Origin of the sequence: Qipengyuania sp. ASV99, from assembly GCF_047872805.1 — a bacterium.
Taxonomy (GTDB): Bacteria; Pseudomonadota; Alphaproteobacteria; order Sphingomonadales; family Sphingomonadaceae; genus Erythrobacter.
Genome location: NZ_JBLQUK010000002.1, coordinates 155,684 through 180,804, shown reverse-complemented (window position 1 = coordinate 180,804; position 25,121 = coordinate 155,684). Strand labels below are relative to the sequence as shown.

The window sequence follows — 25,121 nt, the reverse complement described above, 5'->3', positions numbered from 1 at the left end:
TCCATACGCCCGCGTCGACGCCGGGTCGAACGCCGCCATGAACGATGAACTGAGAGTCTCGCAGACTTTGATGGAGGGAACTGCAAAGATTTACCATCGGCTGCTGTTCCTCCATGGTCACGTCTTCCATGGAGGAAGCTGGACAATCATCGGAGTCGAGCACTGCGGCAGTTTTAGCTTTTTTTAGGGTCTACCTCGACGTTCGCGTCAGAGCATGAAGCAAGCAGCATAGCCGAGAGAAGCAGGGAGAGGTATTTCATTGCGAACCATATACCTCTTAGAGTGGCCAGTCTAAGTCCGACCCAACGCTACTGTCCGCTTCTTTGGGTCGCTAGCAGAGCGTCTGCTATTCGTCCCTCGCTCAGGCTACGGACTGGTGCGCAAGATCAATCCTCGTTCGCCAGACGGTACAATTCCCTTGCTGCATCCACCGGCTTTACTTCTCCGCCGACCTCGTAATGCCAGAAGGTCCAGCCGTTGCAGCTGGGCGCGCCTTGCAGGTCTTTGCCGAGGCCGTGGATTGAACCCGACATTTTACCGTTTGGGCCATCGCATTCCAGCGACCCATCGGCGCGCACGGTGGCGATCCAGCGGCGTTTCTTGTCGAACACCTGTGTGCCTGGCGGGATCAGGCCGGTTTCCACCACGGCGCCAAACGCGACCTTGGGCGCGGTGCGGGCGCTTTGCAAGGTGGTGAGCGCGCTTTCGTCGAGCGGCAGTTCCTTTTCGATCCGTTTCATCGCCACGCCGCGATAAAATTCCTCGCGCTCGCAGCCGATCCAGTCGCGGCCCAGCCGTTTCGCCACCGCGCCGGTGGTTCCGGTGCCAAAGAACGGATCGAGCACCACGTCGCCTTTTTCCGTCGTCGCCAGCAGCACGCGATACAGCAGCGCCTCGGGCTTTTGCGTGGGGTGCGCCTTCTTGCCGTCTTCCTTCAGCCGCTCGCCGCCCGAACAGATCGGCAGCACCCAGTCAGAGCGCATCTGAAGTTCATCATTCAGCGTCTTCATCGCGCGATAGTTGAAGTGATAGCGCGCCTTTTCCCCCTGCGATGCCCAGATCAGCGTTTCATGCGCATTGGTGAACCGCGTGCCCTTGAAATTGGGCATCGGATTGGTCTTGCGCCAGACGATGTCGTTGAGGATCCAGAACCCCAGATCCTGCAATATCGCGCCGCAGCGGAAGATATTGTGATAGCTGCCGATCACCCATAGCGACCCGTCGGGCTTAAGAACACGTCTCGCTTCTGTCAGCCATGCTTTTGTAAAATCGTCATAAACACGGAAGCTGTCGAATTGGTCCCAGTGATCGTTGACCGCATCGACCTGGCTCCCGTCGGGCCGGTTCAGATCGCCGCCGAGTTGCAGATTGTAGGGCGGATCGGCGAACACGCAGTCGATGGAATTGTCGGGCAGCGAACGCATCGCCTCGACACAGTCGCCCGGCAGGATCTGTCCCAGCGGAAGCAGCGCGCGGATGTCCTGCGGTGCTTTCACGGGTGCCTTTGCCCGCAGTTTCTGTGTTTCCATCACGCCCATTGAAATGCCCCGAAGTGATTGCTTGCGCCGAACTTATCCACAGGCATGAGTCCTTGCAGCACCCGCGTCAAGCGCATTTATTCTCGGGACTTATGGTTAACACTTGGTAAAGGGGACTAAGGGCTGCGGGGAACGAAAGGTGACCCCACAAGATGTTGAGTCCTCTCGCCGCCAGCGGACTCCAGATGGGGTGGTGTTGCGCGAAGGACTCGCCTGAGCGCCTTATGCAAGGGGCGCGCGATTTTCTTTCGCGGCGGTATCCAGTCAGCGTCCCGGAGGAGATTGATGAGTTGATCGAGGTATTGCCAAAGCACGGACAAAACTTGCAACGCTGACTGGAGAGCCTGTGCCTTCGCGTGAACAATCTCCCCTGCGACCCTTCGGGTGATCACGCTCTGCGGCGCAACAACATCGTTGCCAATCTGTAGAATTCTGCACTACAGTCTGCAGAAATACTTAAGACTATGATTTCAATATGAAATTTTTTGGACGCTTCGACCGGTGCAGCTTACCCAGCGACAATGTGAGGTTGCCGATCGTCTCCTTGCGGGGATGACGATTGCTGCGATTGCCGACGACCTCGACTTGACGGAAAGCCGGGTCAACCAGATCATCCGCGCACTGAAGAATCGCTTTGAAGTCGGCACGCAGGCAGGAATCGTCGCGGCCTATCAAAGGGCGCTGGAAACAGGCCTGACCCAGTCGGAGACGGCGGAGGATCTGAGCGACGCAGCCGGCGCGGGCGATGAAAGCCTTGTGCCGCAGGTCCTCAACACACCTCACCCCTTGCTCTACAGGCTGGTCGCGATCTGCCTCGCGGCGTTAACGCTCGCGATCACCTTTCTGGCGCTGACGCAGTTTGCCGTCACGTTGAACGATGCAATGAGCGCAAATGGCTGAGCTTTTCGGCGAGATTTTCAACATCCTGCGCTCGACAGGCGAATGGCGGATAGGCCTGCAGGGCAGCTGGACGATTGTCCTGCTTATCGCTGCGCTGCTGTGGGGCGGTGGCCCCGAAAAAGCCGCAATCAGCGTGTGGCTGGTCCTCACTGAACTCAGCCGATACTTGTCGATCAACACAGAGAACACGCCCGAAGCCACGCTGGCTGACTGGTCGGGTCTGAACTGGAACTCGTTTCTGGTCGATGGGTTGCTGCTGATCGGTTTCGTCGGCCTCGCCCTGATTGCAAACCGTCGATACGTATTCTGGATTGCCGCGCTTCAGGTGGTCGCCGTCATGGGCCATGTCATCCGCGCAACCACGGATGATCTGATGATCTTTGTCTACGCCCTGATGGTAATCGGCCCAGGTTGGTTGCAGATATTCCTGTTGACGGCCGGGCAAATTGCCCATGTTCGGCGCAAGCGCGGCGTTTATGCCGACTGGATCTGGCAGGTCAGGCGGCCCGTGTCCCTGCCAGTCAGCTAAAAATAAGAACCACATTCGCAGCAAATGCCGCGATCAGAACCGCACCCAGCACCCGGCCAATGCGGTCTGCGAACCACAGCAGCGCCAGCAGCCCCGCCGCGCTGGCGGTGAGCAGCGCCATTTGCAGTCCCGCAAGCTCCATTGGCAGCGCAATTGGCGCAAGGGTCATGGTCGCCCCGCCGATCAGCAGAATGTTGTAGATGTTCGATCCCACCACATTGCCCAGCGCCAATCCCGATTTGCCGCGCAGCGCCGCCGCGATGGAGGCGGCGAGTTCGGGCAGCGATGTGCCGACCGCTACAATCGTCAGGCCGATGACCGTGTCGGGCACCTCGAACAGCGTCGCCAGCGCGATGGCTCCCGTCACCAGCGCATCGCCGCCGAGCACCAGAATACCAAGGCCCACCACGAAAAGCCCGAAAGCGATCACACCGCCGGGCGGTGGGCCGTGATCCTCTTCCTCGTCCAAAGGCACAGCGCCGGGGTGGCGATAGCGCCACACGACATAGGCGACGATCAACACCAGCAAGCCTATCCCGATCCAGACCGCACCGATCTGCGCCAGCGCCAGCGCCCACAACAGCAGCGTCACGATCAAGGCGACGACCGCATCGCGCCGCCCGATCCCGATCAGCACAATCGGCGCGACCATCGCGGATGCGCCGAGGATCAGCAGCGTGTTGGCGATATTCGACCCGACGATATTGCCCCAGGCAATCCCCGGCGACCCGGCCAGCGCGGCCTGCACGCTTGCCACCATTTCGGGCATGGAGGTCGCCGCGCCAACGATCACCAGGCCCGTGAACAGCGTGGAAACGCCCAGTTTCTGCGCAATGCCCACTGCACCGCGCACCAGCAATTCGCCGCCCAGCGCAAGTCCGACAAGGCCGCCCAGAATTAGCAGAATCGATTGAAGCATAGAAGGCGCGTTTACCCGAGTGCGCTTCTATCGCAAGGCGGCACGTGCCACCGGAGCAAAGGAATAGCGGTGCAGCGGGGTCGGGCCATATTCGCGCAGCGCCGCCATATGTTCAGCCGTGCCATATCCCATGTTGCGTTCCCACCCGTAATGCGGATGCGCGGCGGCGGCTTCGATCATCAGGCGGTCACGCCATTGCTTGGCGATGATCGAGGCCGCGCTGATCGCAGGCTCGATCCGGTCGCCGCCGACAATCGCGCGCGCGGGCCAGCGCCACTGCGCGCAGCGCCGCTCGGGCGTCTGGTTGCCGTCGATCAAGACCATATCAGGCGCGCGCGGCAGTTTCGCCGCCAGGTCAAGGACGCAGGAAGTCATCGCCTCCATCGTCGCCTGAAAGATGTTGAGCCGGTCGATCTCACCGGCATCGATCACCGCCACCGCCCAGTTGCAATCTGCGCGGATACCTTCGTCGAGCACCGCGCGGCGCTTTGCCGAAAGCTTCTTGGAATCGTCCAGTCCAGCGGGTAACCGGGTGGACATCACCACGGCAGCGGCCACCACCGGCCCCGCCAATGGCCCGCGCCCCGCTTCGTCAACCCCGATCACCAGCGGGCTGGCACCGAAATCCAATTCAGGAGTTACCTGAGACATGAACCATCCTTCACCAATATCCATCGCCTTGTCCCTATGTGCGCTCTCGCTCGCAAGCTGCGCCAGCGCGGAAAATGGGGAAAGCGCCGCCAGCGACCCCGCCGCGGCCGAACTGTCTGTGACCGAAATGGGCAGCTTTGACCGGCCCTGGGCGATCGAATTCATCCCCGGCACAAACATGCTCGCGGTGACCGAGAAGGAAGGCACGCTCAAGCTGATGGACACCGGGACCAAGGCGGTCTGGAGTGTCGCGGGTGTGCCTGAGGTCGCATACGGCGGTCAGGGCGGGTTTGGCGAAGTCGCGTTCCTCGAAAGCGAGGCGGGCAGCGATCTGAACGGGCGCACGGTCTATTTGAGCTGGGCCGAAATGGGCGATTCTGGCACCCGCGGCGCGGCTGTTGGAAAGGCGACCCTTGAATGCCCACAAATGGACGCCTGCGCGCTCGCAGGTCTCGAAGTGATCTGGCGGCAATCGCCCAAGGTTGACGGGCGCGGGCATTATTCGCACCGCATCACCTTCTCTCCCGATGAACAATATATGTTCATCGCCAGCGGCGACCGGCAAAAACAGACACCCGCGCAGGACTTGAGCAACACGTTGGGCACCATCGTGCGGCTCAAACTTGATGGGACGCCCGCATCCGGCAATCCCTTCGCCGATCAGGGCGGAGTGACGCCGCAAATCTGGTCCTACGGCCACCGCAACATTCTGGGCATGGATTGGGACGCGCAAGGGCGGCTTTGGGATGTCGAGCACGGTCCGGCAGGCGGCGATGAATTGAATCTGGTTGAACGCGGCGCGAATTACGGCTGGCCCACGCGGTCTTACGGCGACAATTACAACGGCGATCCGATCCCCGATCACAGCGCGGATGATGGCTTTGCCAAGCCCGCAATCCATTGGACCCCGGTGATCGCGCCGGGTGACATGATTTTCTACACCGGCGACATGTTCGCCGATTGGCAGGGTGATGCGTTGATAGCCGGGCTTTCCAGTCAGGCGCTGGTCCACGTCGCCATCGACGGGACAAACGCGCGCGAAGTCGCCCGTTACGAAATCGGCGGCCGCCTGCGTTCGGTGGCGCAAGCTCCCGATGGCAGCATCTACGTGGCCGAGGACGGCGAAGACGGGCGGATCTTGCGCATCAGCATGTGAGCTTGGCAGGGCGCAGAATCTCGCCTATCCGCGCGCTCCCATGAACGACACCGCCACACTCATCCCGCTTTCGGCGGTTCAGCCCGACATGATCGAGGCGGTGCTTGACCGCGCGTTTGGCACAGATCGGCACGCGCGCACCGCGTATCGTATCCGCACCGGGATGGACTGGCTCGATGCGTTCAGTTTTGCCGCGCTGGACGAGGACGACATGCTGGTCGGCACGATCCAATGCTATCCCATCGCGCTGACAGGCAAGGATGGCCGCCCGGTGCCGCTGGTCATGGTCGGCCCGGTCGCGGTGCTGCCCGAACGGCAGGGCGAAGGGTTCGGGATCGGATTGATGGCGGCAATGCTGGATGCTGAGGCACGGATGGTGCGCGAAGGCTCTGCGGCGCTGGCGCAGGTGTTGATCGGTGACACTGAATATTACGGGCGCTGGGGCTTTTCGGCGGCGGCAACCGGCGGCTGGCGCTGCCCCGGCCCTTATGACCAACACCGCCTGCTGGCGCGCGGCGCAGCGCTGTCGGCAATGCCAGCCGAGGGGATGCTGGGGCCGTGGGAGAGCGCATAAACCGCCTTCCCCGGAACCTCGGGTTCTGCCATCGCGTTTTCCAGTCATGCCTTATGAACCGCCCCCCTACCTCGCCGAACTAACGCTGGCCGAAATCGCCGATCAGGTGGCGCAGCGCAAATTGCCGCCGGTTGAGGGGTGGGCGCCGCAGAAAACCGGCGATAGCGAGATGCGCATCGCTGCTGATGGCACTTGGTTTCATCAGGGCGGCCCGATCCGCCGCCCGGCGATGGTGCGCGCCTTTTCGGGATTGCTCACCCGCGATGAAAGCGGGCAGCACTGGCTCGTCACTCCGTTTGAAAAGCTCAGCATCGAAGTCGATGACGCCGCGTTCATCGCGGTCGATTGCGTGCAAAAGGGCGGCGATCTTGCCTTTCGCCTGGGCAGCGATGAACTGGTGATCGCCGGGCCGGACAATGCCCTGCGCGCGGCCGGCGACCCCGACACTCCGGCGATTTATCTGCATGTAAGGCGCGGCTGCGAGGCACGGTTGAACCGATCAACCTACGCCCAATTGGCCGAGATCGCGCTGGAGACGGGCGGCGCCGATGAAAGCGGGGACTGGATCGTGTCCAGCCAGGGCGCGCTGTTCTCGCTCAAGGCATGATGCGCGCATGAACGATCTGTTTGACCGGCTAAGCGCGCTGTTTGAAGAAGGGCACGCGCGCGATATCCCCGATTTACTCAGCGATGCGAAATTTGCTCCCGATGATCGCCAGACCCCGGCGGCGGTGCTGATCGCGGTCACGGACCAGCCCGAACCCACGGTGATCCTGACCCAGCGCCCGCGCGGGATGCGCGATCATCCGGGTCAGGTCGCCTTTCCCGGCGGCAAAATTGATCCCGGCGAGGATGCGGTAACCGCCGCGCTGCGCGAAGCGGAAGAGGAGCTGGCGCTGCCGCGCGCCGCGGTGCGCGTCATCGGCACCAGCGACCTTTATCGCACCGGAACGGGTTTTGACGTGACCCCGGTGCTGGCCGTGATCCCGCCCGGCCTGACGCTGAACCCCAACCCGGCCGAGGTCGAGGCGTGGTTCGAAGCGCCGCTGACGCTGCTGCTTGATCCCGGCAGCTGGTCCAGCAACGAAGTGTTCTGGCGCGGGGCGATGCGGCGCTATCTGGAAATGGATTATCACGGCTATCGCATCTGGGGCGTAACCGCTGCGATCATCGCCAATCTGTCGCGGCGGATTGCGTGGCAGGGCTAAAACATCCGACCCCGCTCACCCCGAGCTTGTCGAAGGGCTGCACTTTCCTGTAGCGCTTGGATCAATCAGAAAGACAGCCCTTCGACAGGCTCAGGGCAAACGGTTTACGATGTTGCAAAATCTTGAAATTGCTGACTGGCCCCGCCGCGACGGGCTGCGCGCGCTTACCGCGGCGCTGGGGGCGGAGCATATCCGCTGGGTCGGCGGCGCGGTGCGCGACACGCTGATCGGGATGGCGGTGCACGATGTCGATTGCGCCACCATCCACCCGCCTGCACGGGTCATGGACCTGTGCGCAGAGGCCGGAATCCGCACTGTCCCGACCGGGATCGATCATGGCACGGTCACCGCGATCCTTGCCGATGGCCCGGTCGAAGTCACCACCTTGCGCCGCGATGTGACGACCGACGGGCGGCGCGCCACGGTCGCCTTTGCAAGCGATTGGCGCGAGGATGCGGCGCGGCGCGATTTCACCATCAATGCGCTTTACGCCCATCCCGAAACGCTGGAAATATCGGATTATTTCGGCGGGCTTGATGATCTTGCGGCGCGGCGGGTGCGGTTTATCGGGAACCCGCGCGACCGGATTGCCGAGGATCACTTAAGGATCCTGCGCTATTACCGGTTTCAGGCGCGCTTTGGGGCAGAACTTGATGCCGGGGCAGAGGAAGCCTGCGCGTCGCTGGCGAGCACGCTGAAGGGGCTGAGCCGCGAGAGGATTGCCAGCGAATTGCTCGGACTGCTGGCGTTGCCGGGTCCGCAACCGACAGTCGCCCGGATGCACAAGGCGGGGGTGCTGGGGGTGATCCTGCCAGAGGCCTGCGCACCGCAGATCGCGGCGCTGGCGCGGTTGATCGCGGCAGAGACGGAGCAAGGCTTTCCCCCCGTTGCACTGCGCCGTCTGGCCGCGCTGCTGCCCCCGTCAGCCGATGTGGCAGAGGGCGTCGCGGCGCGGCTGCGGCTGTCAAAGGTGCAGCGCGCGCGGCTGATTTCGGCAGCGGAACGGATTGGTTCGGATGCCGAGGCTGCGCAGGCGTTGGCCTATCATCTGGGGCGCGATTGGGCTGCCGACCGGCTGTTGTTGCTGGGTGCAGATGCGCGCGCGATCAAGGATTGGGAGCCGCCCACATTCCCGCTTAAAGGCGGCGCCATTGTTGCGCGCGGGGTCGCCGCCGGACCGGCGGTGGCGCGGCTGCTGCAAACCATCGAGCGCCGCTGGGTGGCGGAAGGTTTTCCCGATGACGCCCGGATTGAGGCCATGCTGACCGACGAACTCGCACGCCATTAGCTTTCCGTGCACGTTAAGCTCAGCTTCACGCTGGCACCGTCATAAAGGCTTCAAGGGTCATCGACTTGTCATATGGCCCCGCCCTGATTAGGGAACCAATCGCGCGGTTTGGTCATTTCTATGCCAGCGTGCATTCATCGCAGCCAACCGAAACCATTCGGTCTTGCGTCAACCCTTTTGCGTGCCGCCCTTTCGCTTGCAGCGGTCGCTTGATGATAACAATACCGGAGAATTTCGAACAATGAAGTTTGCAAAACTGGCTATCCTGGCCGCCGCCATCACCGCCCTGCCCACTGTCCTGCCCACTGCCGTTTACGCGCAGGACGTTGGTGTGACCGTGCTCGGCAATGACGACGCGCCGATTGGCACCGTGAGCGCCAATGAAGGCGGCATCGTGACAGTCGACACGGGCAAGCACAAGGCCCCGCTGCCCGCCGAATTGCTCGCCGAACGCGAAGGCAATTGGACGGTCAATGCAACCAAGGCACAGATCGACGGCATGATGGACGCACAGGTCGCCGCCGCTAATGAAGCGCGCGACGCCGCTCTGGTTGAGGGCGCTGCGGTTGTCAGCGCCGACGGTCTGCCCGCAGGTATGGTCTATACGATCGACAGCGAAGACACAGTGATCGTGAAGAACGGCATGGGGATTGTCACCCTGACCCGCGAAGCCTTTGCCGCCACCCCCGAAGGCGCTCTGATGGCGCTTTATTCGGGCGAGCAATTGACCGCTAACACCGTCGCCGTGCCCGAGGGTGCGGAAATCCTCACCCCGGCTCAGGCCCGCGCCAAGGAAGCCGAAATGGCCGGCGCATCCACCGGCGATGACGGCGCAGATTCAAGCGAATAAGCGGCACCGCCCACAGGCAACACAAACCGCGGTCACCTGATAGGGTGGCCGCGGTTTCTCGTTTGGGTCAGCCAAACCGGTTGTTCTTCGGAAAGCCCTGCGGCGGCAGGCGTCCGGCGGCACCGCGTGCGACTTTCCATTGCCAGATGTCGGTTTCGGTGCGGGTTCGCTCGCCCGATCCGCCCATCTGCCAGCTTAGCCCTTCGGCCAGCACAAACGTGGTTGCATCAGACAACCCGCCGTCGCGGTAGCGTTGCAGCGTCACCCCCTGCCCGCGCGTCATCATCGGCATTTCATCAAGGTTGAACACAATCAGCTTGCGGTTGTCGCCCACCGCCGCAACGTGATCGTGGGCCGCTGGCACTTCGCGGATGACCTGCAACCGCGCCCCGGCTTTCAAATTGACCACCTGCCGCCCTTTGCGCGTTTCAGCGAGCAGGTCTTTTGTTTCAGCGATAAAGCCCTTGCCGATGCTGGAGGCAAGCAGCAGCCGCCCGCCGTCCTTGTGCACCAGCATCCCGGCAATCGCGGCATCGCTTTCAAGGTCGATCATCGTTCGCAAAGGCTCGCCAAACCCGCGCGCGCCCGGCAGTTTGTCGCAGCCCAGCGTAAAGAACCGCCCATCGGACGCCGCGATCAGCAATTTGTCAGTGGTCTGCGCGTGGAGAATCGCGGCGAGCTTGTCGCCTTCCTTATATTTGAACTCCTGATCCAGCGGCACATGCCCCCGGCCCGCTCTGATCCAGCCCTTCTGGCTCAGGATCACGGTGACGGGCTCTTTCTCGATCATCGCGTCCATCGAGAATTCGACCATCGGAGCCGCCTCGCGGATCAACGTGCGGCGCGCGCCCAGCGCGGTGGTTTCGGCATATTCGGCCCGCAGCGCGCGCAGGTCTTTTTTCAGCCTTGTGCGCTGCCGCGCCGGGCTTTCGAGCAATTTGGTGAGATCATCCTGTTCGGCCAGCAAAGTGTCCTTTTCGCTGCGCAGCTCCATCTCTTCCAGCTTGCGCAATGACCGCAGCCGCATGTTGAGGATCGCTTCGGCCTGCCGGTCGGTGAGGCTGAATTCGGCCATCATCACCGCCTTGGGATCATCCTCGTAACGGATGATTTCGATCACCCGATCCAGATTGAGGAAGGCGATGATATAGCCTTCGACCAGTTCCAGCCGCCGCGCGATCTGATCGAGCCGGTATTGCGTGCGACGTTGCAGGATGTCGATTTGCGCCGCGGTCCAATGGCCGAGCAGTTCTTTGATCCCCATCACCATCGGGGTCCGTTTGGCATCCAGCACGTTCATGTTTAGCCCGAACCGGGTCTCCACGTCGGTCAGCTTGAAAATGCTTTCCTTGAGCAATTCTGGATCGACATTGCGGCTGCGCGGGATCAGCACGATACGGATCGCCTCATCGCTTTCGTCGCGCACATCTTCGAGGATCGGCAATTTGCGGTCGGCAATCGCCTGGGCGATCTGTTCGATCAGCTTACCCTTTTGCACCTGATAGGGGATCTGGCTGATGACGAGCTGCCATTGCCCGCCGCCCAGCCGCTCAATCCCGGCGGCCTGATCGTCGGGCTTCTCCGCCTCGGGCGCGTGGAACAGTCCGCGCAGCCGGAACGACCCGCGCCCGGTGCGATAGGCTTCGGAAATCACTTCGGCGCTGTCGATGACCTGACCGCCAGTGGCGAAATCGGGGCCGTGCATCAATTCCATCAGCCGTTCGTGGCTGGCGTGGGGGTTGTCGATCAATTCCAGCGTCGCGTCGATCACTTCGGCGACATTGTGTGAAGGGATATTGGTCGCCATGCCCACCGCGATCCCGCTCGACCCATTGGCCAGCAAATTGGGGAACAGACCGGGCATCAACTCCGGCTCTTCCTCCTCGCCATTATAGGTCGGGATGAAATCAACCGTGCCTGCGTCCAGCCCCTCCATCAAAGCCATCGCGGTCCGCGTCAGGCGCGCTTCGGTGTAGCGGTAGGCGGCGGCGTTATCGCCGTCGATATTGCCGAAATTCCCCTGCCCCTCGACCAAAGGATAGCGCAGCGAGAAATCCTGAGCGAGGCGCACCATTGCATCATAGGCGGCGGTGTCGCCATGCGGGTGATATTTACCGATCACCTCACCAACGACGCGCGCCGATTTCTTGAAAGTGTTGGTCGGGTCCAGCTTCAATTGCCGCATGGTCCACAGCAGCCGCCGATGCACCGGCTTCAACCCGTCGCGCAGATCCGGCAGCGACCGCGCGGTGATCGTGGACAGCGCATAGACAAGGTAACGCTCTGACAGCGCGGCATCGAACGGCGCATCGATGATGGCGTCGAAGGGATTGGAATCATGGTCGGTGGCGGAATCGGACATGGCCTCCGCTTAGCAACGCGCGTGGGTAGGCGGGAGAGGCGTATCCACAGAGTTGGAGAAAGACCGAGGGCCAGTTCTCCCCTATTCTTCCGGGTCTTCCCAATGGAATGGGTCGGACTTGCTCGGCTCAGTCGGGAGGGGCAGGCGCGGCAGTTCCTCGTCGCTGTTGGCCGCCTGCCACAGCATCGCGGCCATAATCGTCGCCGCCTGCCGAATGTCGTCTGGCGGCACATGGTCGAGCGTGTCGATGCTCGTGTGGTGTGTGCGGCTGTTGTAATCGAGCGGATCCTGAATGAACTGGAACGCAGGCAGACCGATTGCCGCCATCATCTGGTGGTCGGTGCCGCTGGTTCGGCCAGTCACCACCGTGCTCGCGCCCATGCTGGAAAATGGCGATAGCCACCGCCGCAACAGCGGCGCGGCGTCGATATTGTTTTCCGCATAGACACCGCGAATACGCCCTGCTCCGTTGTCGAGATTGAAATAGGCTTTCATCTCGGAATAGCCGGGCAGCGGCGTGATCGGATAATAATCGTCCCAATTGACGAACTGTTCCAGCGGGCTGAGGCCGCTGTCCACCGGACGTGAGACGATGTAACGATCAACATAGGCTTTGGAGCCGATCAGTCCCTGCTCCTCGCCCGACCACAGGGCAAACCGGATAGTCCGTTTGGGCCGCACGCCCAGTCCTGCAAGGATGCGCGCCGCTTCCATCACGACAATGCTGCCCGCGCCATCATCGGTTGCGCCATCGGCTGCATGCCAGCTATCGAAATGCCCGCCTGCCAGAACATAGCCTGCGCGCGGATCGGTTCCAGCAATGTCGCCAAACAGGTTTTCTGTAGTCAGATCGGTTTCGTTGATCCGGGCAACAACCGCAATCGAAACGCTGGGGGTTGTTCCGGCGATCTCCAGCCGGGCGAGCCGGTTGTAATCTTCCTTTGCCAGCTCGACAAACGGCAGTGCAAAGCGCTTGTCCGGCGAAAAGGCATAGCCTTCACCGTGCACCAGCCCATTGCCGCGTATCGAAGTGCGAACCATGGCCAGCGCGCCTTCGGCGGCCAGAAATTCCGATAGCTGCTGAGGGAAAGCCAGCCGTTTTACAAAACTGCCGAATGGCGTCCGGTCGTCGGCGGGAAATTCATAGCGATCAAACTCCGCCAGTTCGCCGCCATCGAAGCGCCGGAAACCGGGCGCGGTCGATTCGCTGGCTCGGTCAGGTTCGCTGATGAGCACGATCTTGCCCGCCAGTTTGCCGCGCCAGCGTTCGAAATCCTCTTCCTCATCCATTGGTGCAAGGATCACCGGTGCTGAAACCGTGCCCTGTGTCGGCGGCGACCACGCGACCGGTATCATCCGCATGTCGAGCGCGCGCGGCGCGACCATCCGCGCGGACCAGCTATCAAGGTTCCAGCCGAGCCCGAAATCAACGCTCTCGGTGCGCACATTGGTCAGGCCATATTCGCGCAACCGTGCCAGCGCCCAAACAGCCGCGCGGTCGTATCCTTCCGAATTGGTCAGACGCGGACCGATGCCGTCCATCAACTCCGAAGCGGTGGCCATTGCCTCGCTGTGGTTCATCCCGCTGTCAATAATCTGGGGGATTTGTTCCTCTCCGCCGTCAGCGCTGAGCGATGCGATCGGAACGATGGCAAGCGCGACAGCGGCGCTCGCCAACAACGAGGTGAGTGTTTTCATCAATCAGTTCCCCAAATTGAAAGAGGCCGGCGCCACGTTCTGGTGCCATGCATTCTCTATATCTGCCGCAAAGTCCAGTCGCCTGCTGGAGTATTGAAGCCGTCCTTCAACGCTCGCTCTTCAACGCCGCAACCTCTTCGCGCAGCAGCTTTAACTGGTGGATGATCTCCTCGCGTTCGCCATGCGCTTCGTCTTCGGTTGCCTCGGCCATGGCGTTGACGATCACACCGATGAACAGGTTCAGCACGATAAAGCTGGTGAGCAGGATGAACGGCACGAAAAACGCCCAAGCATAGGGGAATTCCTCCATCACCGGGCGCACGATGCCCATGCTCCAGCTTTCCAGCGTCATGACCTGAAACAGCGTGTATAATGTCAGCCCAAGATCGCCGAACCATTCGGGAAACGCCGAACCAAACAGCTTTCTCGCCATCACCGCGCTGATATAGAACAACAGCAGCAACATGATGATCACCGTGCCGATACTTGGGATCGCCTTGAACAATCCGACTATCACCTTGCGCATGCTGGGCACGACCGAGACCAGCCGCAGCGCCCGCAGGATGCGCAGCGCCCGCAGGACCGAAAACTGATCGCCCGCGGGCATCAATGCCGCGCTTACAATTGCAAGGTCAAAGATGTTCCAGCCGCTTTTGAAGAAGGCAAGCCGGTAGGCGAACAGCTTCAGAGCCAGTTCGATCACGAAAATCGCCAGCGCGGCCCGGTCAAACAACACCACCGCTCCGCCCACTGACGCCATGATTGCGGGCGAGGTTTCCAGCCCCAAACCAACCGCATTGAGCACGATCACCGCGATGATAAAACGTTCAAACGCATTCGCTTGAACAAGGGCCAGCGCCCGCTCGCGCAGTGTCATCGCCGCTTCACATCCGCCGCGCGTCGTTGCTGGTTCCGGGCACGCTGACACTCAAACCGTTCAGCGCTTCGGTCAGGTCGATCTGGCACGACAGGCGGCTTGTCCGGCGCGCTCCGGCGGCGAAATCGAGCATGTCTTCTTCTTCCTCGGACGGATCGGCCAGCCGGTCAAACCATTCCGGCGCAACGATGACGTGGCAGGTGGAACAGGCCATCTGGCCTTCGCAGGTGCCCTCTAGCGGGAGGCCCGCCGCCTGCCCGACCTTCAGCAGATTATCGCCCGCCTCGGCCTCGGTCTCGACCGCATTGCCGCGCGGGTCGATGAAGGTGACCTTTAGCCCCACAATTCCTGCTCCTTTACCGCTGCCTTGATTTCCTGCGCTGCCGTTTCCAGCTCCTCCAGCGAGGTGTAGCGCCCCCAGCCCAGCCGGACCGTGCTTTTCGCCTCGGCGTCGGAAAGCCCGATGGCTTTGAGCACATGGCTCGGCTTGCCCGATCCGCTGGCGCAGGCGCTTCCGGCGGAGAACATGACATTGCGGCAGGTGCTCATCAAGCGGGCCACATCCAGCCCTTCGCGCCTGATGCTGAGATTGGCGTGGTTGCGATTGTCCAGACTGCCGTTGATCTGCCAGTCACCGAACAGGTCGAGCGCGCGGTCCCAGAGCCTACGGGCATGGGCGGCATCTTCTTCCATCCGGTCCTGCGCCAGCGTCGCCGCCGCGCCGAACCCGGCGACCAAAGCGGGGCTGAGCGTGCCCGAACGCAGCCCTTCCTGCAGGCCGCCGGTGATCTGCGGGGTCAGTTCCACCCCGTCGCGCACCCACAAAGCGCCGATGCCCTTGGGGCCGTAGATCTTGTGCGCGCTCACCGCGATCAGGTCGGCATCGGCAGGCGGGCCGAATTTGCCCGCGCCCTGCACCGCGTCGCACAGGAACAGCGCACCCGCCGCGCGCGCCTGCGCCGCCAGTTCAGCGACCGGCTGCACGGTGCCGATTTCATTGTTGACCTGCATCACGCAGACCATTGCCAGCCCGGACGGCAGATTGGTGCGCGGATCGGCGCAACCATCCGCTCCCACCGGAATGACAATCGGCGCGCCCACTGCGTGCGCCGTGTCCATCACCGCCGCATGCTCGATTGCCGACACCGCGATGCGCCCGCTGCGCTTCGCCCCGCGCATGGCGAGGTTGATCGCTTCGCAGGCATTGCCGGTGAAGATCACCCGCCCGCCCGCCGGAAACAGCGCCGCGACTTTCTCGCGCGCGGTCTCCACCGCCGCCGCTGCCATACGGCCCATGCGATGCGGGGAATGGGGATTGCCGAAACCGGTGCCATCCGGCCCATCAAGCTGCCGCAGCATGGCTGCGCGGGCTTCGGGGGCAAGCGGCGTGGTCGCCTGATTGTCGAGGTAGATCATGGTGCCTGCCTCTATCAAAAGGGAATTGTCATAGCGAGCGCCAAGCTTGGGCAAACTGGTCCAGTTCGTCGGGCGTCGTGCTCCAGCCGAGGCTCACCCGGATCGTGCGCGCGGCGACATCATCGGGGACGCCAAAGGCATCAAGCACCCGGCTTTTCTTCAGCGTGCCGGAGGAACAGGCACTGCCCGCCGAGACGGCAAAGCCCATGGTGTCGAGGCGGATGAGCAAGGCCTGGGCGCTGATGGTGGGGTGGGTCAGGGCAAAGATGTAGTCGACTTGGTCCCCGATGGAGAGCCGGTCCGCCGCTATGGCCTGCGCCAATTGCGCGCGCTGTGCCGGGGTCGTGGACCAATCGCCCGCCTCCAGCGCCGCCGCCATACCCATCGCGCCGGGCATATTTTCGGTGCCCTGACGATAGCCGCGTTCATGCCCGCCCATGGGGTCAAGCAAGGCGAAATCACGCACAAGCAGCGCGCCGATTGCAATTGGCCCACCGAATTTGTGCGCCGAGACAACCAGCATATCGGCATCGGGCAGATCAAGCTTGCCCGCGCCTTGCGCACAATCGGACAGCACGAGCGCACCCGTTGGGCGCACGGTCTTGGCCATTGCGGTTACCGGGTTGATCGTACCGGTTTCTGAATTGACATGCTGGACTGCAAGGATCGCATCGGGACCCAGCGACTGGCCTTCATCAAAGATTTCCGCATCCGGCGCGGCCCGGAATGCCGCATCATGCTCCACCGCGCTGACGATGCGGCGCGTGGCCTTCGAGCGGTTGAGCGCAATCCACAAGGCCTCGCTCGCCCCGCTGGTGAAAATCACCTCGCCATCCCACTCAAGGTTGCGTTTGATCCGCTCGCGCGCATCCTCCAACGCCTGTTTCGCGCGGCGGCCTTCGGCATGGGGAGACGACGGGTTCGCCCAGATCGCAAACCCTTCCTCCATCGCCGCCTTGGCCTCTGGGCGGAGCGGCGAAGTTGCGGCGTGATCGAGATAAATTCGGCGCATCGGCAAGTCAGCGCACAATAAATTGCGAAATCTGCATGCACTCCTATATAGGGCGCGCTGCAGCAGGTGCCAGCGGGCATCTCGCCATCACTTTTCGCGCCATCTTTTTCGCAAGGTTTCACCGATGCCATCAGTCATCTTCCCCGGCCCCGAAGGCCGTCTTGAAGGTCGTTTTTCCCCTCCCCCCCGCCCGCGCGCGCCCGTGGCGATGATCCTGCACCCGCATCCCGAAGGCGGCGGCACGATGAACGACCGGATCGTGCAGCGGCTCTACAAAACCTTTGCCGAGCGCGGTTTTGCCACCTTGCGATTCAACTTTCGCGGCGTGGGCCGTTCGCAAGGCTCGTTCGACAGCGGCATTGGCGAGCTTTCCGACGCGGCCAGCGCACTTGACTGGGTGCAGTCGATCCACCCGGAGGCGCAGACCACCTGGGTCGCGGGCTATTCGTTCGGCGCGTTGATCGGGATGCAATTGCTGATGCGGCGGCCCGAAGTGCGCGGCTTCATCTCGGTCGCGCCGCCCGCCAACATGTATGATTTCAGCTTCCTCGCCCCCTGCCCCGCAAGCGGCATCTTCGTGCAAGGCGCAGCCGATACGGTGGTGCAGCCCGGTGCGGTGCAGAAACTGGTCGATAAACTGCGCACGCAGAAACACATCACAATCCACCACGAAGAAATCCCGCGCGCCAATCACTTTTTCGAAAACGAGATTGAGGATTTGATGGGTTCGGTCGACAATTACCTCGATTTCCGCCTGTCGCCGGATTGTCCGATCAAATAGCCCTTTGGGCTGTTTGATCGTTTTCCTGTGTTTCGCTCACCCATCCGGGTGAGCGTCCTCGGGGCTGTTCTTCCGCTGCGCTACAGGCCCCTGCGGGCGGGCAGTCGCCCTTGCGGCAGCTGCGCGCCGGGGCGGTAAGGCGCCGCGCTTGCCTTTTTATAATTTTATTACAAGATCCTGATTGGTTTCGAAGCGCGACGGGTCGCATTGCGCAACTCGATAGTTCTTGATTGCAAAAAGTTACGTTGTAACATCATCCCCTAGCGAAAGTGAGAGGAGAGTCTGCAATGAGCTATTCTGACACCGCCAACCGCGCCAACCCCGCCGCCGCACTCGGCGCACTGGGCGTGCCCGCCGCCATGGGAGTGTTGCTGGTCACCGGCCTTGCCATCACGCAAGTGATCGTGCCGCCCATCGCCAACCCCGTCGCCACCAATTTCGAAGTTCCCAAGATAGAGCCTATCGACGATCCAGTGGATCCAAAGGCCTCCACCCGCCCGAACCCCGATCGGGTGCGCGATACGGTTATCACCCGGCCCGACAGCGATTTTGATTTCACGGTTCGCGACAGCGGCCCGATTGGCGAACTGCCCGGCCTCGACGATGGCCTGGGTGATGTGGTCGGCCCGGTCGATTTCGGTATCCCCCGGCCCACCCCCTCCCCGTCCTTCACCCCCGTCGCCGCTGCGCCGCGCGGCAATCCGGGGCGCTGGATCACCGATAGCGATTACCGCACCAGCTGGATCAATCGCGGCTATTCGGGGGTCGCGGGCTTTGAATTAAGCGTGGATGCGCGGGGCCGGGTCAGCAATTGCACGATCACGCGGTCAACCGGCCATGCGCCGCTGGATGAGGCGACCTGCCGCCTGCTTGAACGCCGCGCCAGCTTTGATCCGGCGCGCAACAGTTCGGGCGAGATTGTGGCGGGCCGGTACAGCAGCTCGGTCAGCTGGAAAATCCCGGAATAGCCATCCCCCGCGGCCGGAGCGCGTGAACGCTTCGGCCGCATATTCATGTTCAATCGGGCACTTGCTCAATCGGGGCCACACCCGATCCATCGGGCACAGTCCAGATCAGCACATTGGCCACCGCGATCAGTGCCAACAGCACCATCAGCACGGGCTGCTTTGCCTCGCCCGTGCGCCGCCACAGCACGAACGCACCGATAACCAGCGCAATGGCGGCGAGCATCACCAACGCCAGCACTCCGCCAGCATTGCCGGTGAAAAATTCGGTGATCGCTGCCCAGATACTATTCATGATTTTACAATTCGGCTCCTGCGGCCCTTGTCATAGCGCTGGAACATCGCGGCCTTACGGTCTAGGTTCAAGATCGAAGTACCAACAGGAGGGTTCAATGGGAATTTTCAGCTCAATCTCAAACGCGATTTTCGGTTCGGACGAAGACGACACGCCGGCACCAGCGCCCGCCGCAACCCCGGCAGCAGCCACCCCTACAGCCGCGCCCAAGCGCGCAGCAATCAGCGGCGTCGATGTCGAACAGCGCATCAGCAGCATTCCCGGCGCGGACGCTCTCAACTGGCGCACTTCGATCGTCGATCTGATGAAACTGGTTCAGATCGATCCAAGCTATGCCAACCGCAAGGAACTGGCGCAGGAACTGGGCAATGACGATTATTCGGGCACTGCCGAAGACAATATCGCGCTGCACAAAGCCGTGATGAACAAGATCGCAGCCGCTGGCGGGATCGTCCCCGCCGATCTCAAGGACTGATTGACTCGGCTCTTTCGGCGGGTATCACCTGCCAGGATGAACGAGACAACACACAATTTCACACGCCGTCAGGCCCTCTCTGGGCTTGGCGGCGTTTCTGCACTCGCCGTCACTGGGGCGCTGGTCCCCGGATGCGCGGGCGCGGCCTATTCGGTCGACAACGCCCCGCCGCCAGCATTTCCAAGCGCAGACGAAACGCTCGACCGGATATCCTATGCGATGCTGCGGCACGAACCGGGGCGCGCGACCGGGCTGGGCGTCGATACCGGCCAATACGCCGATTGGCGCGGCACCTTTGGCGCAGCCGGAGCCGAAGGGCGCGAGGCGTATCAGGCGACGCTGACCCAGCTGCTGGCAGAGGCGCGCGCTTTTCCCAGAGACGGCCTGACCCCGGATCAACAAACCAGTTTCGAAGTGGTCGAAAGCGCCTTTTCCAGCGCGCTTGCCGGGATGGCGCTGCCCTATGGCGATGTCGCGGTCGGATCGTGGCGCAACGCCCCTTATCTCGTCATCCAGAATGTCGGCGGCTACATTGATTTCCCCCGCCATTTCGCCGCGACCCAGCCGCTGCGCGATGCGCAGGATGTTGAATATTACCTTGGCCGTCTGAATGAAGTCAGCGCGGTGCTCGACGGGGAAACCGATCGCATTGCCGAGGCGCGCGGCATGGGCGTGGTGCCCCCCGACTTCCTGCTCGACAAGACGATTGCGCAGATGGAGGCGAACATTGCCGATGCCGCAAACAGCGGCGGGGCCTATGTTGCGCCGCTGCTGACGGCGGATCTCGAACCGGCAATCACGGCCTCGCGTCAGGCGGCGGGGATTGTCAACGACCGCCTGCTGCCCGCGCTCCAGCGGCAGCTTGCCGAGCTCAAGACCCAGCGCCGCCTTGCCAAGAGCGACGCGGGCATCTGGGCGCAGCCGCAGGGCGAGGAATATTATTCATGGTCCACCAGCGCCTCGACCACCACCTCGCTTTCCCCCGATGAAATCCACGAGATGGGGCTGGCCGAACTCGCCGAATTGCACGGGCGGATGGACCCGATCCTGCGCAGCATCGGCTACACTCAAGGGACCGTGGGCGAACGGATGCAGGCGCTGGGCAACGACCCGCGTTACCAATTCGCACCCGGCGATCCGGGGCGCGAGGAAATCTTCGCCTTCATCGATGAACGGCTCCGCTGGATCAAGGCGCAGATGCCGCGCGCCTTCAATCAGCTGGTTGATCCCAATATGGAGGTCCGCCGCATCCCTGTGAACGAAGAAGCGGGCGCGCCGGGGGCATATGGCGGCGCGGGCAGCAAGGATGGCAGCATTCCGGGCCGGTTCTGGATCAATCTGCGCACCACCGACCTGCACCGCAAATATGATCTGGCCGACCTGACCTTCCACGAAAGCATCCCCGGCCATGTGTGGGAGGGCGAATTTTCCAACCGCCTGCCGCTGATCCGATCAATCCTCGCGTTCGGCGCGTTCAGCGAAGGCTGGGCGCTGTATGGCGAACAATTGGCCGATGAACTGGGCGCTTATGACGATTTCGCGGTCGGGCGGCTCGGCTATCTGCAAAGCCTCGCGTTCCGCGCCTGCCGGCTGGTGGTGGACACCGGGCTCCATTCCAAACGCTGGACCCGCGAGGCGGGCAACCGCTTCTTTGTGGAACGCAATGGATCGAAACCCGAAGAAGTGGCGAGCGAGGTTGACCGTTATTGCAGCTGGCCGGGGCAAGCGTGTTCCTACAAGATCGGGCATAGCGAGATCGTCCGCCAACGCGCGCTGGCGCAGCAGCAGATGGGCGCGTCCTATGATTTCAAGGCGTTCAACACCGCCGTCATTCTGGGCGGCAACGCCCCGCTGGACGTGGTTGGCAAGACGGTGGCGAGGTATATTGCCTCCGCCTGACAATCGTGATCGCCGCGCTCTGGTAATGCGCCGGGCGTCCCCCATCTGACAGTCTGAACCGCTCAGGAGGCAGCAGATGGAAACGCTCGGACAAGACCTTGGAACCATGCGCCGGGTGCCGCTGGCCGATGCCCACGTCGCTGCGATCCGCGCAATCGGCGCGGAACAGCGCTATTCGGCGGGCGCAATCGTCATGGACATTGGCGAACCGATGGACCGGTTCATCTATGTCATCACGGGCGAGATCGAGGTGGCGGACCCCCGCTCTGGCGAGCGCATGCTGCCCTCCTCGCTCGGCCCCACGCAATTCCTTGGCGAAATCGGGTTTCTCAACGGCGGCACCAATATCATGCGGATGCGTGCGGCGGTGGACACAACAGTGATCGAGGCCCCGCGCCAGGCGATGCTGACGTTGATGAGCCAGGTGCCCGAACTGTCCGATCATCTCATCACCGTGTTCGCCGCGCGGAGGCGGGCGCAGTTTGACGCGCGCAACGACACGATCAAGGTCATCGGCGCTGACCGCGACCCTCAGGTGCAGGCGGTGGAGCGGTTCCTGTCGCGCAATCGCATCCCGTTCCAAAGTTATGACATGGACGCGACCGACCGCGAAACCGCGGCGATGTGCAGCCTGATCGGGCACGAACCGGCGGTGATCCTCGCCGCCGACACCCCGCTGGCTGATCCCACCCCGCGCAAGGTCGCGCAATATCTCGGGCTGGATCTCGATATCTGTTCGCAGCGGACCTACGATCTGTTGATCGTTGGCGGCGGCCCGGCGGGCGTCGCGGCGGCGGTCTATGCCGGGTCCGAGGGGATCGAGGCGCTGGTGATCGAGGATACCGCGATCGGCGGTCAGGCGGGCACATCCAGCCGGATCGAGAATTACATGGGCTTTCCCACCGGCATCAGCGGCACCGATCTGACATTTCGCGGTCAGGTGCAGGCGATGAAATTCGGCACCAGGTTTATCCTGCCGCGCCGGGTCGAGGCGCTATCCCGCCGCGAAGACGGGGCGTTTTGCGTCACGCTGGATGGCGATGGGTCAGGGGGCGAAGCGGGCGGCGACCAACTCTGCGCCCGCGCCTTGCTGGTGGCGACCGGGGTGCAATATCGCCGCCTGCCGATTGACCGGCTGGAGGAGCTGGAGGGCGCTGGCGTGTTCTATTCGGCGACCGAAATGGAGGCCCGCTTTTGCGGCAGCAGCGATGTCGTGGTGATCGGTGGCGGCAATTCGGCGGGGCAAGCGGCGATGTTCCTGTCGCGCGCGGCGGCGCATGTGCATCTGGTGGTGCGCGGCAGCAGCCTCGCCGCGTCGATGTCGAGTTACCTGTCGCAGCGGCTGGAGGCCGATCCGCGCGTCACCATCCATTATCACAGCCAGGTCACGGCGCTGCATGGCGAGAAATGGCTGGAGGCGGTCACGCTAAGAACCGGCGGCAACGCCGATGACAGCCAACAACGCATCGCCGCCCGCGCGCTGTTCATCATGATCGGCGCAGAGCCCAACACCGATTGGCTGTCGGGTCTGGCCGAGGTGGACGAAAAAGGCTTTGTCCTGACCGGCGCAGCGGCGGGCCGCGAAAGCCCCTTTGAAACGGGCACCTCCGGCATCTTTGCGGTGGGCGACGTGCGATCCGGCTCGGTCAAGCGCGTCGCCAGCGCGGTCGGCGAAGGATCGGTGGTGGTCAGCACGATCTGGACCTATCTCGACGGGCTGCGCCAGACGGCATGAAGGCGCAAGCGGGCGGCGCGGCGAAAAGGGGCTGGCCAAACGCTCCCCGATTTTTATACTCGTCCCCCAACCGTGCAATCGCAGGCGCGGTCAGGGGGGTTGCAGCCATGATTTGCCGGTTCTTTGCGATTGTTGCATTCGCTGCGGGCCTGTTCGGCCTGGCTGTCCCGGCCAACGCCGAATGGTATGAGGCGCAAAGCGATCATTTCGTCATCTACGCCGACGATAGTGAGCGTGACATTCGCCGGTTTGCCGAGAATCTCGAACGCTATCATTCCGCGCTGGCGTTCCTCACCCGCAGACAATTGGAAAAACCCAGCCCGTCGAACCGCGTGGTGATCTTTGTCGTCGGCAATCAGCGCGACTTGCGCCGGGTGCTGGACACTGACAATCGCCAGATCGGCGGGGTGTATATTCCGCGCGCAGGCAGCAGCCGCGCCTATGTTCAGGATATTCGCAATCGGAGCGGCTATCCGCATTTCTCCACGGTGATCCTGCTGCATGAATATGCACACCATTTCCTGATTTCGAGCACGCGATTTGCTATGCCGCGCTGGCTGAGCGAAGGCGCAGCCGAATTCTTTTCAGCCGCCTCTTTCAACGAAGATGGCAGCGTCATCATCGGCCGCGCCGCGCAGCACCGGGGGCCGGAACTGGCTTACGGCAATCCGGTGAGCGTTGAACAATTGCTGGACCCGGAGGTGTATGATTCGCGCCGGGCACGTCGCGGAGACAGCTTTTATGGGTGGAGCTGGCTGCTGTATCACTATCTGACCTTCAACGAAGAGCGTTCGGGTCAACTGGTCCAATATCAGCAAAACCTGATGGAAGGCATGCGGCCGCGTGCGGCTGCGGACGCGGCGTTTGGCGATCTGGGCCAGTTGGAACGCGAATTGAAAGCCTATTTTCGCGGGCGTTTCATGACCTTTGTGATCCCGCCAGAACGGCTTACGACAGGGCAGATTTCCTTGCGCCCGCTGTCAGCTGGCGAAGCTGAAATGATGACCGTGCGGATGCGATCACAGCGCGGCGTGAACAGCGAGCAGGCTGCTCAGCTGGTGATCGAGGCGCGCGAGATTGCAAGCCGCCATCCCGATGATCCGGGTGTGCAAACCGCATTGGCAGAGGCCGAATATGATGCCGGAAACGATGCAGCCGCGATTGCCGCTGCGGATGCGGCGCTGGCGCGCGATCCAGCCCGAACCAACGCCTATGTTCAAAAAGGCTATGCGCTGTTCCGCATGGCCGCCGATGCACCGGTGCCCGATGCTGCCTACGAGGCGGCGATGAAGCCGCTGACCGCACTCAATCAGCGCGAAAACGATCATCCCATACCGCTGATGTATTATTACCGCAGCTTTGCCGAGCGGGGGGTGACGCCGCCTGAAAACGCGCGCGCCGCGCTGGAGCGAGCGGCGCAATTGGCTCCGTTCGATCAGGGGCTATGGCTACAGGTTGCGGTCATGCAGGCAGGCGAAGGGAAAATCTCGCTGGCGCGGCAGAGTTTGCAACCGCTCGCCGCCGATCCGCATGGCGGAGGACTTTCTGAAATGGCTGCGATGCTGGTCAATGTTCTGGATCAGTCCAGCGAAGGAGAGCCGCTGCGGCTGGCCCTGCCAGAGCGCGAACTATCAGACGATGCCGGGACAGAAGCGGTAGCGGATGCGGGGTCCGACGAAAGTGACCGCGATGCTGGCAGTTCCGGCTCCGAGGACGCTGAAGCACAGCCCGATTAGGGTAAGACACCAAGGTCGCCAACAGCTCTGCCAAAGCAAGAAGGCGGCGGGGGATCAGAGCACTGTCTGGCCATTTTCCTACACGCTGCGGTCCTGCTAGGCTGCCAGCGGCTCTTTCCTATTGTTGGCACCCGTGCGCTATCCTTCATGCGAAATCATGTTGGACAAGTGTCAAGCGACGAAAAACTGCGTTTTCGTATTATTTCAGAGATTTAAGGGGGCCGCCCTGCTTGACACATTGGCAATGTGTCAAGCGT

At 62.4% G+C, this 25,121-nt stretch carries 24 protein-coding genes; 14 read left to right on the top strand and 10 right to left on the bottom strand.

What is annotated here, in order from left to right:
• Positions 1-386: 386 nt before the first annotated feature.
• A complete protein-coding gene (locus ACM64M_RS04785) occupies positions 387-1,538 on the bottom strand; it encodes a site-specific DNA-methyltransferase (RefSeq protein WP_416227522.1) in 1,152 nt (383 codons plus the stop codon).
• Between the two features lie 501 nt (positions 1,539-2,039).
• Here ACM64M_RS04785 and ACM64M_RS04780 point away from each other — a divergent pair.
• Together ACM64M_RS04780 and ACM64M_RS04775 are read left to right on the top strand one after the other, a co-directional pair.
• The gene (locus tag ACM64M_RS04780; RefSeq protein ID WP_416227521.1) at positions 2,040-2,438 is read left to right on the top strand and encodes a LuxR C-terminal-related transcriptional regulator; all 399 of its coding nucleotides are present in this window, start codon (positions 2,040-2,042) and stop codon (positions 2,436-2,438) included.
• Positions 2,431-2,967 carry a hypothetical protein gene (locus tag ACM64M_RS04775; protein WP_416227520.1) on the top strand — a complete coding sequence of 179 codons (537 nt, stop codon included), beginning with the start codon at positions 2,431-2,433 and terminating at the stop codon, positions 2,965-2,967. Before ACM64M_RS04780 ends, ACM64M_RS04775 begins: the two co-directional genes overlap by 8 nt.
• Here ACM64M_RS04775 and ACM64M_RS04770 read toward each other — a convergent pair.
• Together ACM64M_RS04770 and ACM64M_RS04765 are read right to left on the bottom strand one after the other, a co-directional pair.
• Positions 2,960-3,886: a sodium:calcium antiporter gene (locus ACM64M_RS04770; protein ID WP_416227519.1), complete on the bottom strand. Its 927-nt coding sequence runs from the start codon at positions 3,884-3,886 to the stop codon at positions 2,960-2,962. The genes ACM64M_RS04775 and ACM64M_RS04770 overlap by 8 nt on opposite strands.
• Before the next feature lie 27 nt (positions 3,887-3,913).
• Positions 3,914-4,537, bottom strand: coding sequence for a ribonuclease HII (locus ACM64M_RS04765; RefSeq protein ID WP_416227518.1), 624 nt, complete (start codon positions 4,535-4,537; stop codon positions 3,914-3,916).
• Here ACM64M_RS04765 and ACM64M_RS04760 point away from each other — a divergent pair.
• From ACM64M_RS04760 to ACM64M_RS04735, 6 genes are all read left to right on the top strand, one after another.
• A complete protein-coding gene (locus ACM64M_RS04760; protein ID WP_416227517.1) occupies positions 4,536-5,693 on the top strand; it encodes a PQQ-dependent sugar dehydrogenase in 1,158 nt (385 codons plus the stop codon). The genes ACM64M_RS04765 and ACM64M_RS04760 overlap by 2 nt on opposite strands.
• A gap of 40 nt (positions 5,694-5,733) precedes the next feature.
• Positions 5,734-6,267: a GNAT family N-acetyltransferase gene (locus tag ACM64M_RS04755; RefSeq protein WP_416227516.1), complete on the top strand. Its 534-nt coding sequence runs from the start codon at positions 5,734-5,736 to the stop codon at positions 6,265-6,267.
• A 46-nt stretch (positions 6,268-6,313) separates the two neighbouring features.
• Positions 6,314-6,874, top strand: coding sequence for a DUF1285 domain-containing protein (locus ACM64M_RS04750; RefSeq protein ID WP_416227515.1), 561 nt, complete (start codon positions 6,314-6,316; stop codon positions 6,872-6,874).
• Between the two features lie 7 nt (positions 6,875-6,881).
• Positions 6,882-7,475 (top strand): CoA pyrophosphatase, encoded by a 594-nt coding sequence (locus ACM64M_RS04745; RefSeq protein ID WP_416227514.1) that lies wholly within the window; start codon positions 6,882-6,884, stop codon positions 7,473-7,475.
• A 109-nt stretch (positions 7,476-7,584) separates the two neighbouring features.
• On the top strand, positions 7,585-8,763 hold the full coding sequence (locus ACM64M_RS04740) for a CCA tRNA nucleotidyltransferase (protein WP_416227513.1): 1,179 nt from the start codon (positions 7,585-7,587) through the stop codon (positions 8,761-8,763).
• Between the two features lie 241 nt (positions 8,764-9,004).
• Entirely contained in the window at positions 9,005-9,613 is a 609-nt protein-coding gene (locus tag ACM64M_RS04735) for a hypothetical protein (RefSeq protein ID WP_416227512.1), read from the top strand.
• 67 nt (positions 9,614-9,680) lie between these two features.
• On the opposite strand, the gene parC is transcribed toward ACM64M_RS04735, so the two are convergent.
• The 6 genes from parC to ACM64M_RS04705 all read right to left on the bottom strand — a co-directional run bounded on the left by parC (position 9,681) and on the right by ACM64M_RS04705 (position 16,984).
• Positions 9,681-11,975, bottom strand: coding sequence for a DNA topoisomerase IV subunit A (gene parC / locus ACM64M_RS04730; protein ID WP_416227511.1), 2,295 nt, complete (start codon positions 11,973-11,975; stop codon positions 9,681-9,683).
• Positions 11,976-12,056: 81 nt separating this feature from the next.
• Positions 12,057-13,673, bottom strand: a complete 1,617-nt coding sequence (locus tag ACM64M_RS04725) for a M20/M25/M40 family metallo-hydrolase (RefSeq protein WP_416227510.1) — start codon at positions 13,671-13,673, stop codon at positions 12,057-12,059.
• A 106-nt stretch (positions 13,674-13,779) separates the two neighbouring features.
• The gene (locus ACM64M_RS04720; RefSeq protein ID WP_416227509.1) at positions 13,780-14,550 is read right to left on the bottom strand and encodes an ion transporter; all 771 of its coding nucleotides are present in this window, start codon (positions 14,548-14,550) and stop codon (positions 13,780-13,782) included.
• 7 nt (positions 14,551-14,557) lie between these two features.
• Entirely contained in the window at positions 14,558-14,893 is a 336-nt protein-coding gene (locus tag ACM64M_RS04715; RefSeq protein WP_416227508.1) for a 2Fe-2S iron-sulfur cluster-binding protein, read from the bottom strand.
• Entirely contained in the window at positions 14,884-15,966 is a 1,083-nt protein-coding gene (locus ACM64M_RS04710; protein ID WP_416227644.1) for a cysteine desulfurase family protein, read from the bottom strand. Before ACM64M_RS04710 ends, ACM64M_RS04715 begins: the two co-directional genes overlap by 10 nt.
• A 28-nt stretch (positions 15,967-15,994) precedes the next feature.
• Complete coding sequence (locus tag ACM64M_RS04705; protein WP_416227507.1) at positions 15,995-16,984, bottom strand: cysteine desulfurase family protein; 990 nt, start codon at positions 16,982-16,984, stop codon at positions 15,995-15,997.
• Positions 16,985-17,102: 118 nt separating this feature from the next.
• On the opposite strand from ACM64M_RS04705, the gene ACM64M_RS04700 reads away from it, so the two are divergent.
• Together ACM64M_RS04700 and ACM64M_RS04695 are read left to right on the top strand one after the other, a co-directional pair.
• Positions 17,103-17,759, top strand: coding sequence for an alpha/beta hydrolase (locus ACM64M_RS04700; RefSeq protein WP_416227506.1), 657 nt, complete (start codon positions 17,103-17,105; stop codon positions 17,757-17,759).
• Positions 17,760-18,046: 287 nt separating this feature from the next.
• Positions 18,047-18,727 (top strand): energy transducer TonB, encoded by a 681-nt coding sequence (locus tag ACM64M_RS04695; RefSeq protein ID WP_416227505.1) that lies wholly within the window; start codon positions 18,047-18,049, stop codon positions 18,725-18,727.
• 49 nt (positions 18,728-18,776) lie between these two features.
• On the opposite strand, the gene ACM64M_RS04690 is transcribed toward ACM64M_RS04695, so the two are convergent.
• Positions 18,777-19,019, bottom strand: coding sequence for a hypothetical protein (locus ACM64M_RS04690; RefSeq protein WP_416227504.1), 243 nt, complete (start codon positions 19,017-19,019; stop codon positions 18,777-18,779).
• A 97-nt stretch (positions 19,020-19,116) separates the two neighbouring features.
• Between ACM64M_RS04690 and ACM64M_RS04685 the strand changes: the two genes are divergently transcribed.
• The 4 genes from ACM64M_RS04685 to ACM64M_RS04670 all read left to right on the top strand — a co-directional run bounded on the left by ACM64M_RS04685 (position 19,117) and on the right by ACM64M_RS04670 (position 24,864).
• Positions 19,117-19,494: a DUF3597 domain-containing protein gene (locus ACM64M_RS04685; protein ID WP_416227503.1), complete on the top strand. Its 378-nt coding sequence runs from the start codon at positions 19,117-19,119 to the stop codon at positions 19,492-19,494.
• A gap of 36 nt (positions 19,495-19,530) precedes the next feature.
• Entirely contained in the window at positions 19,531-21,393 is a 1,863-nt protein-coding gene (locus ACM64M_RS04680; protein ID WP_416227502.1) for a DUF885 domain-containing protein, read from the top strand.
• 76 nt (positions 21,394-21,469) lie between these two features.
• Positions 21,470-23,128 carry an FAD-dependent oxidoreductase gene (locus ACM64M_RS04675; protein WP_416227501.1) on the top strand — a complete coding sequence of 553 codons (1,659 nt, stop codon included), beginning with the start codon at positions 21,470-21,472 and terminating at the stop codon, positions 23,126-23,128.
• Between the two features lie 107 nt (positions 23,129-23,235).
• A complete protein-coding gene (locus ACM64M_RS04670; protein ID WP_416227500.1) occupies positions 23,236-24,864 on the top strand; it encodes a hypothetical protein in 1,629 nt (542 codons plus the stop codon).
• Positions 24,865-25,121 lie beyond the last annotated feature (257 nt).

Excerpts from the sequence above, each read along its gene's own strand:
- ACM64M_RS04720 (WP_416227509.1), bottom strand. The coding sequence starts at position 14,550 with ATGACACTGCGCGAGCGGGCGCTGGCCCTTGTTCAAGCGAATGCGTTT.
- ACM64M_RS04765 (WP_416227518.1), bottom strand. The coding sequence starts at position 4,537 with ATGTCTCAGGTAACTCCTGAATTGGATTTCGGTGCCAGCCCGCTGGTG.
- ACM64M_RS04700 (WP_416227506.1), top strand. The coding sequence starts at position 17,103 with ATGCCATCAGTCATCTTCCCCGGCCCCGAAGGCCGTCTTGAAGGTCGT.
- ACM64M_RS04785 (WP_416227522.1), bottom strand. The coding sequence starts at position 1,538 with ATGGGCGTGATGGAAACACAGAAACTGCGGGCAAAGGCACCCGTGAAA.
- ACM64M_RS04690 (WP_416227504.1), bottom strand. The coding sequence starts at position 19,019 with ATGAATAGTATCTGGGCAGCGATCACCGAATTTTTCACCGGCAATGCT.
- ACM64M_RS04675 (WP_416227501.1), top strand. The coding sequence starts at position 21,470 with ATGGAAACGCTCGGACAAGACCTTGGAACCATGCGCCGGGTGCCGCTG.
- parC (WP_416227511.1), bottom strand. The coding sequence starts at position 11,975 with ATGTCCGATTCCGCCACCGACCATGATTCCAATCCCTTCGACGCCATC.
- ACM64M_RS04685 (WP_416227503.1), top strand. The coding sequence starts at position 19,117 with ATGGGAATTTTCAGCTCAATCTCAAACGCGATTTTCGGTTCGGACGAA.
- ACM64M_RS04710 (WP_416227644.1), bottom strand. The coding sequence starts at position 15,966 with ATGATCTACCTCGACAATCAGGCGACCACGCCGCTTGCCCCCGAAGCC.
- ACM64M_RS04735 (WP_416227512.1), top strand. The coding sequence starts at position 9,005 with ATGAAGTTTGCAAAACTGGCTATCCTGGCCGCCGCCATCACCGCCCTG.
- ACM64M_RS04740 (WP_416227513.1), top strand. The coding sequence starts at position 7,585 with ATGTTGCAAAATCTTGAAATTGCTGACTGGCCCCGCCGCGACGGGCTG.
- ACM64M_RS04750 (WP_416227515.1), top strand. The coding sequence starts at position 6,314 with ATGCCTTATGAACCGCCCCCCTACCTCGCCGAACTAACGCTGGCCGAA.
- ACM64M_RS04695 (WP_416227505.1), top strand. The coding sequence starts at position 18,047 with ATGAGCTATTCTGACACCGCCAACCGCGCCAACCCCGCCGCCGCACTC.
- ACM64M_RS04760 (WP_416227517.1), top strand. The coding sequence starts at position 4,536 with ATGAACCATCCTTCACCAATATCCATCGCCTTGTCCCTATGTGCGCTC.
- ACM64M_RS04670 (WP_416227500.1), top strand. The coding sequence starts at position 23,236 with ATGATTTGCCGGTTCTTTGCGATTGTTGCATTCGCTGCGGGCCTGTTC.
- ACM64M_RS04725 (WP_416227510.1), bottom strand. The coding sequence starts at position 13,673 with ATGAAAACACTCACCTCGTTGTTGGCGAGCGCCGCTGTCGCGCTTGCC.
- ACM64M_RS04745 (WP_416227514.1), top strand. The coding sequence starts at position 6,882 with ATGAACGATCTGTTTGACCGGCTAAGCGCGCTGTTTGAAGAAGGGCAC.
- ACM64M_RS04775 (WP_416227520.1), top strand. The coding sequence starts at position 2,431 with ATGGCTGAGCTTTTCGGCGAGATTTTCAACATCCTGCGCTCGACAGGC.
- ACM64M_RS04680 (WP_416227502.1), top strand. The coding sequence starts at position 19,531 with ATGAACGAGACAACACACAATTTCACACGCCGTCAGGCCCTCTCTGGG.
- ACM64M_RS04755 (WP_416227516.1), top strand. The coding sequence starts at position 5,734 with ATGAACGACACCGCCACACTCATCCCGCTTTCGGCGGTTCAGCCCGAC.
- ACM64M_RS04770 (WP_416227519.1), bottom strand. The coding sequence starts at position 3,886 with ATGCTTCAATCGATTCTGCTAATTCTGGGCGGCCTTGTCGGACTTGCG.